The 16,507-nt window shown below is 45.5% G+C and carries 11 protein-coding genes; 4 read left to right on the top strand and 7 right to left on the bottom strand.

Features of this window, described 5'->3' with window-relative positions; all coding sequences use genetic code 11:
- From BWI96_RS07360 to BWI96_RS07350, 3 genes are all read left to right on the top strand, one after another.
- Positions 1–2,376: a family 78 glycoside hydrolase catalytic domain gene (locus tag BWI96_RS07360; RefSeq protein WP_106636024.1), complete on the top strand. Its 2,376-nt coding sequence runs from the start codon at positions 1–3 to the stop codon at positions 2,374–2,376.
- A gap of 351 nt (positions 2,377–2,727) precedes the next feature.
- The gene (locus BWI96_RS07355) at positions 2,728–3,951 is read left to right on the top strand and encodes a PQQ-dependent sugar dehydrogenase (RefSeq protein WP_106636164.1); all 1,224 of its coding nucleotides are present in this window, start codon (positions 2,728–2,730) and stop codon (positions 3,949–3,951) included.
- 318 nt (positions 3,952–4,269) lie between these two features.
- Positions 4,270–6,030 carry an ATP-binding protein gene (locus BWI96_RS07350; RefSeq protein WP_106636023.1) on the top strand — a complete coding sequence of 587 codons (1,761 nt, stop codon included), beginning with the start codon at positions 4,270–4,272 and terminating at the stop codon, positions 6,028–6,030.
- 4 nt (positions 6,031–6,034) lie between these two features.
- On the opposite strand, the gene BWI96_RS07345 is transcribed toward BWI96_RS07350, so the two are convergent.
- The 7 genes from BWI96_RS07345 to BWI96_RS22260 form a co-directional block, all read right to left on the bottom strand.
- Complete coding sequence (locus BWI96_RS07345; RefSeq protein WP_106636022.1) at positions 6,035–6,445, bottom strand: response regulator; 411 nt, start codon at positions 6,443–6,445, stop codon at positions 6,035–6,037.
- A 332-nt stretch (positions 6,446–6,777) separates the two neighbouring features.
- The gene (locus BWI96_RS21500; protein ID WP_157830251.1) at positions 6,778–6,942 is read right to left on the bottom strand and encodes a hypothetical protein; all 165 of its coding nucleotides are present in this window, start codon (positions 6,940–6,942) and stop codon (positions 6,778–6,780) included.
- Positions 6,943–7,077: 135 nt separating this feature from the next.
- The gene (locus BWI96_RS07340; protein ID WP_232793626.1) at positions 7,078–8,247 is read right to left on the bottom strand and encodes a Pycsar system effector family protein; all 1,170 of its coding nucleotides are present in this window, start codon (positions 8,245–8,247) and stop codon (positions 7,078–7,080) included.
- Positions 8,248–8,283: 36 nt separating this feature from the next.
- Entirely contained in the window at positions 8,284–11,946 is a 3,663-nt protein-coding gene (locus BWI96_RS07335; RefSeq protein WP_106636021.1) for a BamA/TamA family outer membrane protein, read from the bottom strand.
- A gap of 16 nt (positions 11,947–11,962) precedes the next feature.
- Entirely contained in the window at positions 11,963–14,335 is a 2,373-nt protein-coding gene (locus tag BWI96_RS07330) for a hypothetical protein (protein ID WP_106636020.1), read from the bottom strand.
- Positions 14,336–14,519: 184 nt separating this feature from the next.
- Complete coding sequence (locus BWI96_RS22265) at positions 14,520–15,050, bottom strand: hypothetical protein (protein ID WP_232793625.1); 531 nt, start codon at positions 15,048–15,050, stop codon at positions 14,520–14,522.
- Positions 15,017–15,862 (bottom strand): peptide MFS transporter, encoded by an 846-nt coding sequence (locus BWI96_RS22260; RefSeq protein ID WP_232793624.1) that lies wholly within the window; start codon positions 15,860–15,862, stop codon positions 15,017–15,019. The genes BWI96_RS22265 and BWI96_RS22260 overlap by 34 nt, the downstream gene beginning before the upstream one ends.
- Positions 15,863–16,284: 422 nt before the next feature.
- On the opposite strand from BWI96_RS22260, the gene BWI96_RS07320 reads away from it, so the two are divergent.
- A complete protein-coding gene (locus tag BWI96_RS07320) occupies positions 16,285–16,494 on the top strand; it encodes a hypothetical protein (RefSeq protein WP_106636019.1) in 210 nt (69 codons plus the stop codon).
- Positions 16,495–16,507 lie beyond the last annotated feature (13 nt).

Genomic DNA, 16,507 nt, shown 5'->3' with positions numbered 1-16,507 from the left:
ATGAATGTAAAAATCTGGATTCTTTACGGCTGGTTTACTATGCTTGCAACGTCTGGTTTGGCTCAGTCCATTCATCCCGATATTCTGGAAAAACCCTGGGCGGCTCACTGGATTTCTCCCGCCAATATTTCTCCTCAGGGTTACGGGGTCTACCTGTTTCGGAAAACGCTTCGGTTACCCACCCGGCCCGAGCAATATATAATTCATATTTCTGCGGATAACCGTTACAAGCTTTATGTAAACGGTAATCTGGCTTCCATGGGGCCCATTCGGGGCGATTTGCAGCACTGGCATTACCAAACGCTGGATATTTCAGGTCTTCTGAAAGACGGAGATAACCTCATTGCGGCGGAGGTTTGGAATGAAGGAGAATTTCGACCCGAGGCCCAGATTTCGCTTCGAACGGGATTGATTATTCAGGGGAACACTGCGAGCGAGGCCGGAATTAACACGAACGAAACCTGGAAAACGTTTCAGCAGACAGATTATCAGCCCATTCCAGTAAAAATGCAGGCGTATTACGTAGCGGGTCCGGGCGAATTTGTAAAGATGAATTCAGCCCTTAGAAACTGGCGAAACGCTGATTTTGATGACAGCCGCTGGGCTGCTGCCCGATTACTCATGCCCGGTGTGCCTAAAGATGTGAAAGGCGGTTTTGGGACGGTCAGTGGCTGGATGTTAACCCCGGCGACCATTCCCGAAATGGAACTCAAGCTGCAGCGTTTTGCTCAGGTTCGTCGGGCGGCTGGTGTCAGAATTCCCGAAGGTTACCCGGCGAAAGCCTCCGCCTTAACCATTCCTGCCCACTCTACTGCAACGTTGTTGTTTGATCAGGGGGAGTTGACCAATGCTTATCCCGTTCTTTCTTTTCAGGGTGGAAAAGATGCTTCGATCACCTTGCACTATACTGAAGCTCTGTATTCGAAATTTCCCGTCAAAGGGAATCGTAATGAGGTAGAGGGGAAAGTGATCATAGGAAGGAAAGATAGTTTAATAGCGGATGGAAGTCCGGCACAACGCTTTACTACCCTTCAGTGGCGGACTTTTCGTTACGTCGAAGTGAAGGTCATTACCAAAGATGAACCGCTCATTCTGGAGGATTTTAGCAGTGTGTTTACGGGTTACCCGTTTCCCTATCAGGCCCATTTTGAAAGTGACCAGCCTGAATTATCGCAGATTATCAAAGTAGGATGGCACACCGCCCGCCTTTGTGCGGTAGAAACGTATATGGATTGTCCGTATTATGAGCAGTTACAATACATCGGCGACGCCCGCATTCAGGCTTTGATTTCGCTTTATAATACAGGTGATGACCGACTAGTAAAGCAGGCTCTTAGTCAAATGGATCAATCCCGACAGCCGGAGGGAGTTACCCTCAGTCGCCATCCTTCTTACACGCCTCAGTACATTCCTACCTTCTCCTTGTGGTATATCGGGATGCTGCATGATTACTGGAAATATGGGAACGATCAGGCTTTTATCAAAGCTAAACTGAACGGCGTACGCCAGATTCTTGCCTATTTCCAGCAGTATCAACAGCCAGACGGTTCATTAATGGGTCTGCCTTATTGGGTGTTTACGGATTGGGTAACGGCCAGCGACTGGAATGATGGCGTCGCTCCGAAAAGCAAGGATGGGAGCTCCTGTGTGGTGGATTTACAGTTACTATGGGCTTATCAGGCAGCGGCTGAGCTGGAAAGGGAATTAGGTTATGAGGAAATCAGTCGTCGGTATGTTAAGCAGGCTGAAGTATTAAAAGCGTCTGTTAAGCAAAAATATTGGGAGCCTCGACGGAAGCTTTTTGCGGATCGAATGGAAAAAGACCGATTTTCCCAGCATAGTAATGCACTGGCGATTTTGACTGGGGTTGTAACGGGAGCGGAAGCAAAAGACCTGGCTCAACGCCTGTTACAGGACCATAACCTAGCTTCTGCCTCCATCTATTTCAAGTACTATTTGCATCAAGCCTGTATTCGGGCTGGCTTGGGGAATGAGTATCTGCAATGGTTGGGAAAATGGCGTGAAAACCTGTCCATGGGACTAACAACCTGGGCCGAAATGTCAGATATTAACGAGTCTCGCTCGGATTGTCATGCCTGGGGCTCCAGTCCTAATATTGAGTTATATCGAACGGTTTTAGGCATTGATAGCCAGTCTCCGGGATTTAGTGAAGTAAAAATTGAGCCTCATTTGGGTAACCTGAAAAAAGCATCGGGGACCATCCCGCATTCCCAAGGCCCCATTACGGTGTCTTACGAACTACAGGAGTCGGAATGGCAGATGATTATTCAGACTTCTATCAAAGGAGAATTCATCTGGAAAGGAAAGAGTTACCGTCTAAAACCAGGAAGTAATACGTTCCATATAAAAGAATAAGTTAACCAAAGGGACAAAGTGACAGCCTGTCACTTTGGTTTTGTTAGTGAGGTAACCTGTAATCAAGAATCAGTAGGATTTTAATTCTCAAGTAAAAGTTTATTACTTAATAAGTAAAGGTATGAATTTCAGTTGTTTGATAGCGATTTATGAAAAGCTTTGAAAGGTAGAAAAGCTTTATGAAAATCAAAGAATGATGGAGCTTACTTCCATTGATGAACCCGGCTTTAATTCTGTTGTGTTACTTTAGTAGTTCTATTTTCTACACTCCTTTATGCCTGATTTTCGCTTGAAAACAAGCCTAGGCGTTTCATAGTTTTGTTTTTGAACGTAGATCACGCCCTTAAAAAAATGACTAAACCTATCCTGACTCTATTGGCTGCCGCCGTAGCCCTGGCTTCCTGTTCAGAAAAAAAGCCTTCGCACGAAGGTTCTGCCGATAGTACGTTGGCCCCCGTTGAAACCAAGGAGCCTAACTCAGCTTACAAACCGGCTTTTGAAGGACAAACGCGTATTGCGGGGGTCAAAACTTCAACCCCTTACGAATCAAAAGCCATTAGTGATGGCCTGAAAAATCCCTGGGGCATTACCAGCCTGCCCGATGGTCGACTCATCATTACTGAGAAATCAGGGACGATGCGTATTGCCAAAGTGACGGGTGAACTGAGCGAACCTATTACGGGGATTCCAACCGTTAACCCTGATGGCCAGGGTGGTTTGCTGGGGATTCGGGTAGACCCCGATTTTGAGCAAAATCGCATGATTTACTGGGTGTTTTCTGAAAAACGCCCTGACGGTAATCTGACGGCTGTAGCGAAAGGAAAGCTTTCGGCTGACGAGAAAAAGATTGAAGGAGCAACGGTTATCTACCGGGCTACCCCCGCCTACAAAGGCGATTTACACTATGGAGGACGCATTCTGATTGACAAAGATGGAAATCTCGTGGTCAGTACTGGTGAGCGTTCAGATACCGTTACGCGTCCGCAGGCTCAATTCCTGAATTCAAGTCTGGGGAAAGTCCTGAAAATTACTAAAGACGGGAAAGCCGTGGCTGGAAACCCCTTCGAAGGAAAAGCGGATGCTAAACCTGAGATTTATTCATACGGTCACCGTAACGTACAGGGGCTGGCATTCCATCCGGTTACAGGTGATCTTTGGGAAACCGAATTCGGTCCTCGGGGTGGCGACGAATTGAACCGCATCGAGCCGGGTAAAAACTACGGCTGGCCTACAATCACGTACGGGATCGAGTACGCCGGACCCAAAGTAGGCGAAGGTATCCAGCAGAAAGAAGGACTCGAACAGCCCGTTTATTACTGGGACCCCGTCGTTTCTCCCAGTGGAATTACCTTCTATACGGGTGACGCTATTCCCGAGTGGAAGAATAATCTTTTCATCAGCGGATTGAGCAGTACACACATTGCCCGACTGGTGATTGAAAATAACAAAGTGGTTGGTGAAGAACGCCTCCTTGAGAAAGAAGGCCAGCGGTTCCGGGACATTACCCAAGGTAAAGACGGAGCTTTGTACGCGATTACGGATCAGGGGAAACTGTATCGAATCTCTAAAAAGTAGTCTGAGTATTTTTCGATAACACAAAAAGGAGCATTTGGAAAGAGTGCTCCTTTTCTATTATTGAAAATTAAATCCTATATTAATGAGTGCTACATCAAGAGGTAATCATGAGAAGCAGCTTGCATTTTCTTAGGCTATTTATGTAAAAAATTCATTTAAAATAAAAAATTATATAGTTGAGTTTAAATTTAATATGGTTATTTAAGTACTTATTGCTAATTATGGACAGCCTTGATAGGGGAACCTACCTGAGCTGGTTCATATTTTTAGCATTTTATGCAACACGATCAACCTTATTAAAGTACAGTGTCTGAATACATGGAAAATATATATGAAGACCTTCCGACCTATGCCTTTTTGCAGGGCGGGGGGGAAATGGGAGAGTTAATTCGAACCTATGACTGGTCCAGTTGTCCGTTGCAGACGCCCGATCAGTGGCCTTCCAGTCTTAAAACGATTATCCCGCTCATTTTACATGCCAAAGTCCCCATGTTTGTGTGGTGGGGTAATGAACTTATTCAATTTTATAATGATGCCTACCGGGATCTGCTGGTTGCTGGTGGTCGGCATCCCCATTTTCTTGGGAAAAGTGCTTATCAGTGCTGGCCTGAATCCTGGGGGATTATTAAGCCTCTGATTGATCAGGTGTTGGAGGGTGAGGGGGTATATATGGAAAATCTCCTCATACCACATTATCGATACGGCACTTTACTCGATTCCTATTGGACCTTCGGTTATAGTCCAATCTATGATGAGGAAAATCATCCTGTAGGAGTATTGGTTAACTGCACCGAAACTACGCAAACCGTGGTAAGCCAGCAGCAATTGGAAATCAGTGAAGCATTTTCTCAACAGATATTTCATAGTTCGCCAGTTGCCAAATGCGTATTTATGGGCGAAAATATGGTCATTCAGATGGTGAATGATAGCATGTTAACGCTTCTGGGCCGGGATCGATCCATTATCGGGAAAACATTCATGGAAGTCGTGCCTGAGCTGACGGTTACCCCCCTTATGGGTCGATTGCGGCAGGTTTTGGCAACAGGAGAAACGTATATTCAACCCGAAGAAAAACAGGAACTGATTCGGTTTGGGCAACCCTATACCGGTTATTACCACTATACCTGCTCCGTACTCAAAAATGAAATCGGAGAACATACGGGTGTAATTGTTGCGGTCATTGAAATAACTGACCAGGTTCGGATCCGGCAACAGGTGGAAGAACGTGAGGCTCAATACCGTGACCTTTCCGAACATCTGGAGCAGGTGGTGAAATTCCGCACGGAAGAACTGGAGGCAAGCAATGAGGAATTGGTAAGTTCTAACGAAGAGTTGCAGGACTTGAATAAGCAATTGCAACTGGCAAATGACCGGTTACAGCAATTTGCTTATGTGGCTAGCCATGATTTACAGGAACCCCTTCGAAAAATTCAGACCTTTAGTTCTTTACTCAGTCAGAAGTACGAGCAGCAATTCGATGAATCGGGACTGATGATGCTTTCGAGGATGTATAAGGCTGGAGAGCAGATGTCAACCTTAATTAATGATCTGCTTGCTTATTCGCGGCTAATATCTCCTTCCGATGAGTTTAACACCATTTCGTTGCAGCAAATCATCGCCTCAGTCCTGGAAACGCTGGAACTCACCATTGAACAGTCTGGTGCCATCATCAGTATTGAACCTTTGCCCACGGTCAGAGGAGACGCGATGCAACTGGGACAGCTCTTTCAGAATTTGATTTCGAATGCTCTGAAATTCACCAAAAAAGACCAGATGCCCCGTATTAGTATTGCGGCTGAATTAGTACTGGAAAAGGATTTTCCAAAATCCCTTAAACCTACTGCTAAAGCGGAATGCTATCATCTGATACGCGTAAAAGATGAAGGGGTTGGTTTTGATTCTAAGTACGCCAGCCGAATTTTTGGGGTATTCGAACGCCTGCACACTAAACAGGAATTTGCAGGTACGGGTATTGGCCTGGCTATTTGTCAGCGTGTAGTAGAGAATCACGGTGGAGCGATTTACGCGGAGAGCGAAGTAAATAAAGGAGCTACCTTCCACGTATATCTACCAGCGTAAGCTCTTAACTGCCCTGGGTCGGCATCACCCACGACTTATATAATTGTTGCCAGACTTGCTGTAAACCTTCAAACGTAGGAGGTTTGCTGATAAAACTACTGACTCCATTGTCGTAAGCCTGTCGGATCGTAGACTCAGTCGTGGTGGTAGACAGCATGATTACGGGTATTTTAGACCAGCTGGAAGAGTTCTTGAGTTCCCGTACAAACTCCATGCCGTCCATGAAAGGCATGTTCAAGTCAGTTATAATCAGGGCAGGAGGCGTCTCCATCGTTTCCAGCATGTCAAGAGCATTTTCTCCATCCCGGGCAAAAGCCAGTTGGCAGTTCAACTTGGACTTATGCATGGCTGTTTCGAGCAAGAGGCGGTCATCATCATCATCTTCAACAACCAGAATAACAAAGGAGCTAGACATAAATTTATAAGAGCGGGGTAGTAGGGTAATAGGACCCAAAATGGGAATAGTAATTATTTACTAACTGGACAAAAATACACTTAATCTTATTAACTCTATTTTCATTTGCTAATTTTCTGACTTATGTAGACCTATATCACATCAATTAGTGATTAGCATAGATCAGATGAATGTGTAAAGTAATAAAAATGGATCAGTATTAAAACAGAGGCCTGACCGTAATTAATTCACAGGATGTATTTTACAAAAACACCGAGAGATTAGGTTTTGAACTAGTATACCTATACGCCTTTGAACTACTAACAAATAACGGTGATTCGTTATGCTATTCATTACTTATTATCGTTGATATAAAAGACTTCAAAACTTGTATCAGCCGAAACCTCCTGAATTTTCCCTACTTGTAAACTTTCAGCGAAAACCCGGTAAGGCTTGTTCTGTGTTTTCATCAATTTCAGGTATTCAGGAACCTGAAGGGGCTGCTTTACACTTTTCAATTCAGTTAAGAAGACAAGGCCAACAGGCTATCTAATAGATTTCGCAACGCTTACAATGTATTTTTTCATTGATGAACTGAATCGGCTAATCCTTAGCTTATTAGCATAGATAAAACTAAGTTTTGTGCATTCATTCTACGCTTCATCAATGAACAGAAACACGTACAAATAGGCCAGAATGGAAGCCACAAAACCAAACATAAATATGTTATAGGCAATGCGAAGAAGCTTATATTTCTTACCTAAAACCACACCCAGATAATAAATATCACGAGTCATACTGCCGTATAAAAAATCGGAATTATGCATCATGGCCGAGATCCCGTGTTCGTAATCTTTAAGACTCATGTTATAAAAGTTACCGAAGAATAGCAAATTCGCTTTTTGCTGCTCAATGTCTTCCCGGCTAAAGGTCCCCTGCGTAACGTTAGGTCGCGTTGCCAGTACGGAAAAGATGATGGTAAGGACTGCCGTTGATAAAAACAGAGCCGTAGGGGGAATCAAAGAAGGGTGATTTTCAAGACGATGCGAAAGCACCGACACCACAACTGATACCATGATTGAATTGACGGAAATCATGATGTTCGCTTTACTATCCGCAATTTCACTCAGTCGAAGGTGATTGGAAGAGGTAGTGCGGAACATCGTTTCGATGCCACGTTCGGGGTTATCTTTCTTTTTCTTTTTTTCAGGAACTTCTGTTTGCTCTTTTTTATCCTGTTTTTCCAGTAAGCGTTCAAGGTTGGCGGTTTTACCCGACTGGTAGATGCTGCGGGCGTAGTGGGTGAAATACTGGTGATTCTGAAAAAACAGTATATTCGCCGTTCGCCAGTCTGCTCCCGAAAGCGTATAGCCCTTCAGTAATTCTACTTCCTGCCGTAGCAGTTTCGATTTTTCTTTGTAATCAGCACTAGCCAGGTGACACAGATCGGCATCGCAGATGATTTCTTCAAGCAAAGTATTCGGTTTTTGAGGCATCCGGGTGGCTAAAATGCAGGCCCGAACCTGAGCTATGAAAGAGTCACTAAAGCCTTTCTTGTTCAGATAATCGGCGGCTAGTTCAGCACTTTTCTGTTCATGCTCGGCGGCTGAACCATAGAGGTAACCCAAATCATGAAACCACGCGGCTGCCATCAAGATCTGATAAGGTTCTGTACTCAACTGATAATGCTGACTGAGGGTATGTACCGCTGCTACGACTTCCCGTGTATGCGTTAGGGTATGATAGACCAGCTCAGGGACCACTCGATCCTGATACGTCTGAACGACATGTGCTTCAACCTGAGAAAAATCCAACTCCATCATTACATCAATTTTTTTGGTAAGGTAAAAGGTTTATGCTTAAAAACGGAAACCCAGCGAGGCATACGGTAAAGCACCTTCGTTGGAAAAAGCCACGGAGGCATTAAAAATCAGGAGTTGAGCTGGTGAAATATACAGCCCGGCTCCGTAACCATCGTGCCATTTTTGGGAGGTTTCATTCCTGGCCCATACGCGACCTACGTCATTGAAGAGGGTCAAACCAACCGTTCCCGGGAATAAATAGGAGTTGAAATCAAAAAGCTTCGTTCGCAGTTCGATATTATGATAGACCATTTTTTCTCCGGCAAAACGGTACTTTCGAAAACCGCGAAGGTTATCTTGTCCACCGAGGTACTGTAACTGATAAAAGGCTGGGTTTCCGTACGTTAATCCTCCGCCCAAACGATTCACAATCACAAATCGGGCCTTTTGGCTGAAACTGGCATGAATACTAAGATCTGTCGTAAACTGACTCAAATGATTGCGATCATTACCAAAACCCTGCAACGTGGTTGCCCGTGTGTCCCAGTGCAGTCCCCGGGTAGGCAGGGTGGGGTGATTCCGATTATCAATTAAAAACGAGGCCTGAAACCCAGCGTAGGCCTGTTGCCGCAAAAAGGTTCGGTTTTCAGGTAAGGTGTTTAGATAATCTTCCAGAAAGCGGCCTCTGTTGTCTTCAAGATCTACGTTGAAATACTGAAAAACCGGGCCAGCCGTAACCTGTACCTGCTGACTCAGGTTTCGTTTTAAGGTAACGGCAACCGTGCTCAAATCGTAACGCGTCCGGTAGTATCGGATGCGGCGATTTTTATCATAGGCCGTTTCATTTCCAATGCCAAAAAAGTTGGTAACGTTATCCGGGGCTCGCAAAATAGCATTAATCCAGAGATCATTTTTCCCAAGTACGTTGGTGAAAATTCCGTCGTATTTAATGGCGGTAGCGTTGGTGGCCAGGGCATGACTGATTAACAACCGATTCATGGAGGCATAGGGAGCCTTGCGGAAATGATGCTTCGTCAACTGAAAGCCGGCACCGAGCAAAACGCCATCGTCCACGTTAAAGCCCGCTGAAGCTAAGGGAGCGAGTCGATCGTACTGAAAGGCGTGCGTATCGAAGTGGTTAATACTGGCCGAAGTCGAGGTATGAATCTGAGCGTTTTGACTGCTCGGAAACGTATTATTTTCCGTGGAAAGGTCATAAATCAGATTTTCACATTTTTTGCTTTCGTTCACCTGATACCGATCCAAACCCGGTCCGCCGATCATGCGTATTTTTATTTTTCGGGATGATTTTCCCGTCACTATAAACTGATCGTTGCCCGCCTGTCCATACACGCGAATTTCGCGGGTTTGTTTGGGGTCAAAAAGGCGGGAATAAAGTTGCTGTTTAAGCGTACTGTCTTTGCCAATCTTGAAAATGTGAAGAGCTATTTTGCCGTCATTCTGGTGTTCAATACTGAACCGCTCCATCTTATCCGAAGCGGCAATGTCTACTTCTTTAGCTAAAAAACGATAATAGGTAAGGCCATACTTTTGCAGGCGATCCCGGCGGGCTTTCAGCGTTTTTAAAATTTCATCACCCGATTGCCGGCGAATAGGATCGGGCAAGGTCTGGATGGCTTTTTCAAACACCGCATCGCTCCAGGCCGATTGAAGTTTGGCAATCGTCTTTTCCCAATCGGCCTGACTTAAGTTATTCAGAAAGAGCCGATCAAAGTAACGGGCATTGTACATGAAACCGTTCACGTTGGACAGATTTTCCCGAAAACCCTGAAATTTGGGCTGAATCCACGAACGGGAAGCGATATACGGGAATAAACCATCAGACTTGAAAAAGACCTGATCGCGGTCACGGGGGACGGGCTGATAGACTTTCCCGTTTTTAGTTTTATGACTAATCCAACGCCATTGATCCTCGTGTCGATCCCAGTCGCCTATCAATAAATCCAGGAGTCGAGCCTCCAAAACGGCCTGTTGGTCAACCTGATTATCATTGTCTTTCTGTAAAGCTTCCAGCAATTTCGGCGTACTTACGCTTTTGTCCGAATCAGGATTGCGTTCCTCCAGCAAGCAAACGGTATTGGCAAAGTCAACGCCATACATGCCCAGGGCTGGATCATCGGGCACAAAAAAGAGCCGTGGGTGGGCATGTGGTACCGCCGCCGCCTCGGCCAGAACTGGAACTACCAGCGGAGCAAAGGGAAAAGCCGCCGAAATTTGATCCTGGATGACATCGCGGGCAACGGTTTGGCGGAGGTAATCGGGAAGGGCTTTTTCGGGGGCTTTCTGGATGGTTCGCAAAACCCATTCTTTACCGGAAGCGTCTTTCAGTCGTAATGATTTCGTTTGCTGGCCGCCGCCGCGTTGGAGAATCGTAAATCCACCCTCCACCTTGTTAATGTCAAAAACCGGAAAGGAAACGGGCGTAGCCCAGGTTTTTCGGTAATTTTCGCCAAAAAGAAGCCGATGAAATCTGCTGACTTTATCGTAATCCGACGCGATAGAAACGTGAACCGAATCAGGCCAGGTTTGGGTGGGCGTTCGAGTAGAACTTGATGGCGTTGTCAAGTTAATCCTGAAAAGTGTAGCCGAGTGAGCCAGCGTAGCCTCGGCGGCTTCATTAACCGTATAAAAATCTGACCGAACGCGACCATCCGTTAATTCATCAAGAACGACATAACCCCATTCGCCACTCACGAATGAAGCTTTCTTACCCTTTTTTACCCGTTCCCGATTGATGCCTGACCCACTAACAATGAAATTCCGATTATGATCAACGATGTGTTGGAGGGCATGGTCGTGTCCTGAGACAAACACGACGTTGGGGGCGGGCTCCAGGGCCTTTTCCAGCACTTGGGCCATGTGTTTGTAAATAGGGTTGGGTAAATCCTGAACCGTTCCAAACACGCCCCGGGCAATCGGATAGATAGAACCGATGAGGGGTAAAGGAATGTAAAGCTTGGGGTTTATATCCGTCAGCGGAAAAATATGTTGCTTTAGCGTATAGTAACCTCCGTGAATGCCATAACTACGAAAGGGCTGGTGCGTAGCCAGAATAATACCTTTATCTTTATTCAGGTAAACCAGTTCCGAAAGTCGGGCGACCACTTCATCCTGGGTTTTACAGGCACAATCCGATTCTTTCCCCGGCTTTTCGTTAGGGTGTAACCACCATTGGGTATCAATAATAATCAATACCAGATGCTCATTGAGGTTCACCAGTTCCGGTCCGGGGCAGCCGCCTTTGGGCAAGAGCTGGATATTGGGAGCGTGCAAACTGTCAAGCCACTGGCCCTGCCGTTTGATTTTTTCCCATCCGTCGGCGTGATCTTTGCTCCAGTCGTGGTTACCTGGAATGAATAGAACCTGAGACGATTTGTTGAGCCCTAAGGCAGCCTGGTACCGCAAAATCGTTGTTAGTGAATCATAATCCGGCGAGCTTGAATCAGATAAACCTCTGGGATATACGTTATCTCCCAGATACAAAAGTGTCGTATGTGGATCGTCAAAGGAATACCGATTGCGAACGGCATCTACCACCGGATTTTTCCCCTTGTATAACCGCCCCGCATCACCAATTAATACCAACCGATGCCGAACCGAATCAGGTCTGGTCTGCTGAGCGTAGGTAAGGCCCGATGAAAGGAAGAAAGCTAATCCTAAGAATGCTATTAATTTATATAAGTTCAGGAAGGTATTCATCCGTTCATTATCTGAGTTATAGTCTGACCTGTTCCAGTTGTAAATCCTGCACCGGGGCCGAGTTTGTATACTGGATTCGAAGTCGAATGGCTTTCAGGCCTACTAGTCCCTGAACGGGTTCAAGTTCAAGGTATTCAATTTCAGCCGCAATCTGATTTTTCTCCTGTAACTGATGAATCAGCGGTAAAAAATCCGAAATTTCCTGCTGATTCATGTACACCAGAGCAATCTGGTCGGGCTGCGTCAGGCGTTCTCCACTGCCCAAAACCACGGCTTTATCGATCCGTTTTTTAATAACTTCGTAACGAATGCTGTACGAACCTTCTACATCAAAACGATGCTCGTCTTCGCGGAAACTAATGGCAACGGGTTGAGCATGAGCCAGGATCAACTGCGTGGTTTGTAAAGGAAGGGGCAGATGCGGTAGTAAGCGATGGGTTAACTGAGCCATTTCGATCATGGACGTTAATTGCCACAAACGAAGCCGACGCAGATCATCCGCTACAAAAGGGGTTTTTGGAGCAATGGACTGACCGACGTAGATATTATATTCCATGCCGTCCGTCCGGTACTTTTCGAAGTAATGCGGATAGACCGACTGAAGTTTTTGTTCTTCCTGTTCGATGTAACTGTTAACGGTCGAGTTGATCCAGTCCAGACTTTGTTCGTAATCTCGCTGAGCCCGGTGAAAAATCCCGCTCTGCGGATCGGTTTGCCTGAAGTAAGATTCAATTGGCTCCTGAAGTTCTTTCTGAGATTGCTGCAAATGCCGTAAATAGGGGCTTACCTGCTGAATCAAAAACAAAGTAATACTCTCTTCATCGTCAGGACTAAGGTCTAGTAGCAGTACATTCTGATAATGCTTATTCCATTCCAGCAAAGCCTCGTGGCGATACTCCCGCTCTTTTACTTTTTCCAGCAATTGCTCAACGCCGGATAATTGCTGGCTCAAATCGTGCCGAACGGCCCGGTGACGTTCACTGGAAGAGTTTCGAATGTCAACGGCTCCGTAAAGTGGATATACCTGCGGAAAACGGACGCGGGCAAGTTCTGGCTGAGTAGGCTTGCGGTTCCCCGCTTTCAGGTATTGCCAGGCTACCTCATTGAATTTCCACTCCACCGCGGGTTGCAGGGACGTAAAACGCTGTCGGATTAACCGATCCACATTTTTGTTGAATTCATTAATCTGAAACAACAGTAACTCCCGCACCAGTGGCACTACTTTCTCAACTTTAAAGAGGACTTCTTCTCCCAGTGAGTCGGCGTTTTCGGAAGCCATTTCAATAACTCCAATCAATTCATCGCCTGCTTTAATGGGGTAAAGCATGAAACTTTTTAATCCGTTGTTATGCAGTAATCGTAACTCTGGTTCAGCAAATTGATTTAAATCGCAAAACAGGTGTGGATGATCGTGCTGCTTTAATCGCTGAGCAATGGTTTTCTGAATGTCAGGCTGTTGAAGTAAATCACCGTGCTGTTCGCACGTTCGAATTTGCGTGAAGAAAACGCTTCGGTTACTAAACTGCGGATGAAAAACGTACGTATCGTTTACCTTAAAGAAAGGCATCAACCCGATATGAATGTCAGGAAGACCGCACAAGTCACGTAAGGCTTTCTCGAAACGGTTATAAATAAGTTCTTCGGAATCCGTTTGTAAATGGATAAAAACCTCTTTCAACTGCTGTAAGGAACTTTCTTCCGTAATGTCTTCCACCAGAAACACACAAAAACCAGAGAGTGTAAACAAATGAAGAGGTAGGGTAGAAGTCATTTGCTCGAAAGAGCGGTACCCTTTCGCAAACTCCACCCACTCATTTTGCAGCGGGGGTAATTCAGATTGATAATACTGTGGCTCTACGAAATTGACATTTACCTTTAGTCGGTAATATTTCGTAATGCCACGTTCCGTTTTCTGAAAGGATATGGATGGAGTTAACTCCTTTATAAACCGAATAGTATAACAGTTTTCCAGAATCAGCTGATAAAAGTAGCGAAGCTTATCCGTGGGGTTTTTATGTTCTTCATTCCCCATTTCCAAAGCAGGGGTAATGTATTGGATGAAGGTATCCGAAGCGTGAAAAAGCTCCAGTGGGATGGGGAGTCCAAAGGCATAGGGAATTTCCCGCTCCGTACCCACGATGGGCAACACGCTTAACTTCAGTAACTGGGCAATGGCTTCAAGCTGATCGGGCGTATAGGTTTCCTCAATAGAGTCGGCGGGGATAAGTGGATTTAGTTGTTCCAGTAAATAATCAACCACTTGCGACTGCACGTCGCCGGCGGGAATAGTAGCCTTTCGTTGCGTTAAGTACTTAATAAAAGGCTTGAAAGATAACCGAAGGTCCATCGGATGAGCGGGAATTTCGGGGAGATTCAAATGGGTATCCATTAGCAGGACTATTAATTCATGGCAATTGGAATAATAATTGAAACCGTGGACTTTGGGTTCATTAAGTTGAAAATATTGTATGAAATACGCTTTTTATGTGATAAACGAATAGCCTTAGTTTCAAAATAATGCCGCTGTAAAGTAAAAACCTCCCAAATCGTCGAATTTGGGAGGTTTTTCTGAGTCAGGACTCTATCAAGGTATCATCGTCGGCCCCGTGTGTAAGGCGTTTGAGTGGTTTGAGTAACAAGAGAATTAATCCGCCAAAAAGTATACAGAAAATGGCAATGCCCGTGAAGGTCTGAAGTTCGCCCCAGTGTTCGGAATACGCTCCAATCATACCCGCCAGCTTCTCGCCGAGTCCGGTTGCCGCCCAGTAGGCTCCCATGATGATCGAAGCATATTGAGCCGGAGCCAGTTTGGTGATGAAAGATAACGCTACGGGAGACGAAGAAAGCTCGCCTATTACGTGAAATAAATAAGCCAGAATGAGCCAGTACATGGCAGCCTGACCCGTTTGCTCGTACTGCAGAGCAGCGGCAGTCATGAAGAAAAAGCCGGAACCCATGATCATGGTACCAATGGCCATTTTCGCTAATGACGAACTTTCTTTGCCTTTCAAAGCCCGGCGAGTCCAGAAATTAGCAATCAACGTACCTAGTGAGATAACAAAAAAGCCCGTTAAGGACTGAAACCAGGAAGCCGGAATTTCCATGCCCAATAAATGACGATTGGTTTTTGCTCGGCATAAAGGTTCATTAATCCTCCGGCCTGTTCGTAAGCTCCCCAGAACGTAACCACAATCAGGAAAGAAAGTAACAACACCCAGATGCGGTCTTTTTCGACTTGAGTTAGCGGCTGACGAAGTTTGGCACGATCTTCCGCGTGGCTACTTTTGCCGAGAAAGTCACCCACACCTACCAGATGCTTTTGACCCTGAGCGTAGAGAATCAGGCTTAACAACATGCCAATGCCCGCCAGAGCAAAGCCGTAGTGCCAGCCGTATTGGTAGGCCACCCAGCCCACCAGAATCGGAGCAAACGCCGCCCCTAGGTTAATGCCGATGTAAAAAATTGTAAATCCCTTATCCCGACGTATATCATGTTGAGCGTATAACCCACCTACCATCGTCGAAATATTAGGTTTCAGCAAGCCCACACCGAGTACAATCAGGAAAATACCGCCGTAAAAGGCCTGCATGTTCTGGAAGGCTAATGTTAAATGCCCTAATGCCAGCAGTAACGCTCCAATTAAAACGGTTTTTTTCTGCCCTAAAAAGCGATCGGCGAGGTAGCCGCCGGGCAAACTGGCCATGTAGACGCTAAAGCCGTACCAGCCATAGAAAGTAAGTGCTTCAGTATTGGTCCAGCCGAGTCCGGGGTTCGCACCGGTAACTGAAGCGGTGAGGTATAGAACCAGAATGGCACGCATGCCGTAGTAACTGAATCGTTCCCAAAGTTCGGTCATAAAAAGGACAAAAAGACCTTTCGGATGGCCGAACCACTGGGCTTGTGAAGGAGGCGTCATTCGTTAATGAGATGAGGGGAAAATGGAAAAATTAGGATTAGGTGAGGGGTAACAAATCTTGAATGTACATGGGGATTCTCTAGAATCGCTTATTAAGGTGCCGAATATAATGAGTTTTTAAGTTTTGAAAGCGGGGAATGTGCTATATAGTCAGGAGGCGTTCTGGTCGGTTTTAAAACAATCGATGTAGACCGTGTACTTATAAAACTCACGATTTATGTGAAAATTTTCTGCTTTCCTTTTTTCTGTCTAGTGAAAAATGGAAGGTAGTTTATGCAGTCATTGCTAATGTTATTTCTCAATGACTGCAGGGGTAGATCGTAGAAGTATGACTAGAGGGAGGTTGCTGAAAAGAGATAGTGAATCACGTTTCAACTAAGCTGGCATTCGATTTTTGAGTACAATTCTAAAACTTCAACACTATGAAAGGATTAGGAATTGGGCTTATCGTAATCGGAGCCATTATGGTCATCTGGACCGGATTTTCGTACACCAAAAAAGAAAAAGTGGTTGATGTAGGACCAATCGAAATCTCAGCCGATAAAAAAGAATCTGTTAACTGGCCGCCTTATATCGGTGGATTGCTGGTGCTGGGCGGAATCGTTATTGTGGCTACTGCGAAAAAAAGCTAATAGGGGTGATTGT

The organism is Siphonobacter sp. SORGH_AS_0500 (genome assembly GCF_002838835.1).
Lineage (GTDB): Bacteria > Bacteroidota > Bacteroidia > Cytophagales > Spirosomataceae > Siphonobacter.
The sequence above is the reverse complement of the archived record's forward strand: the minus strand, read 5'-3'. Positions and strand labels throughout refer to the sequence as shown.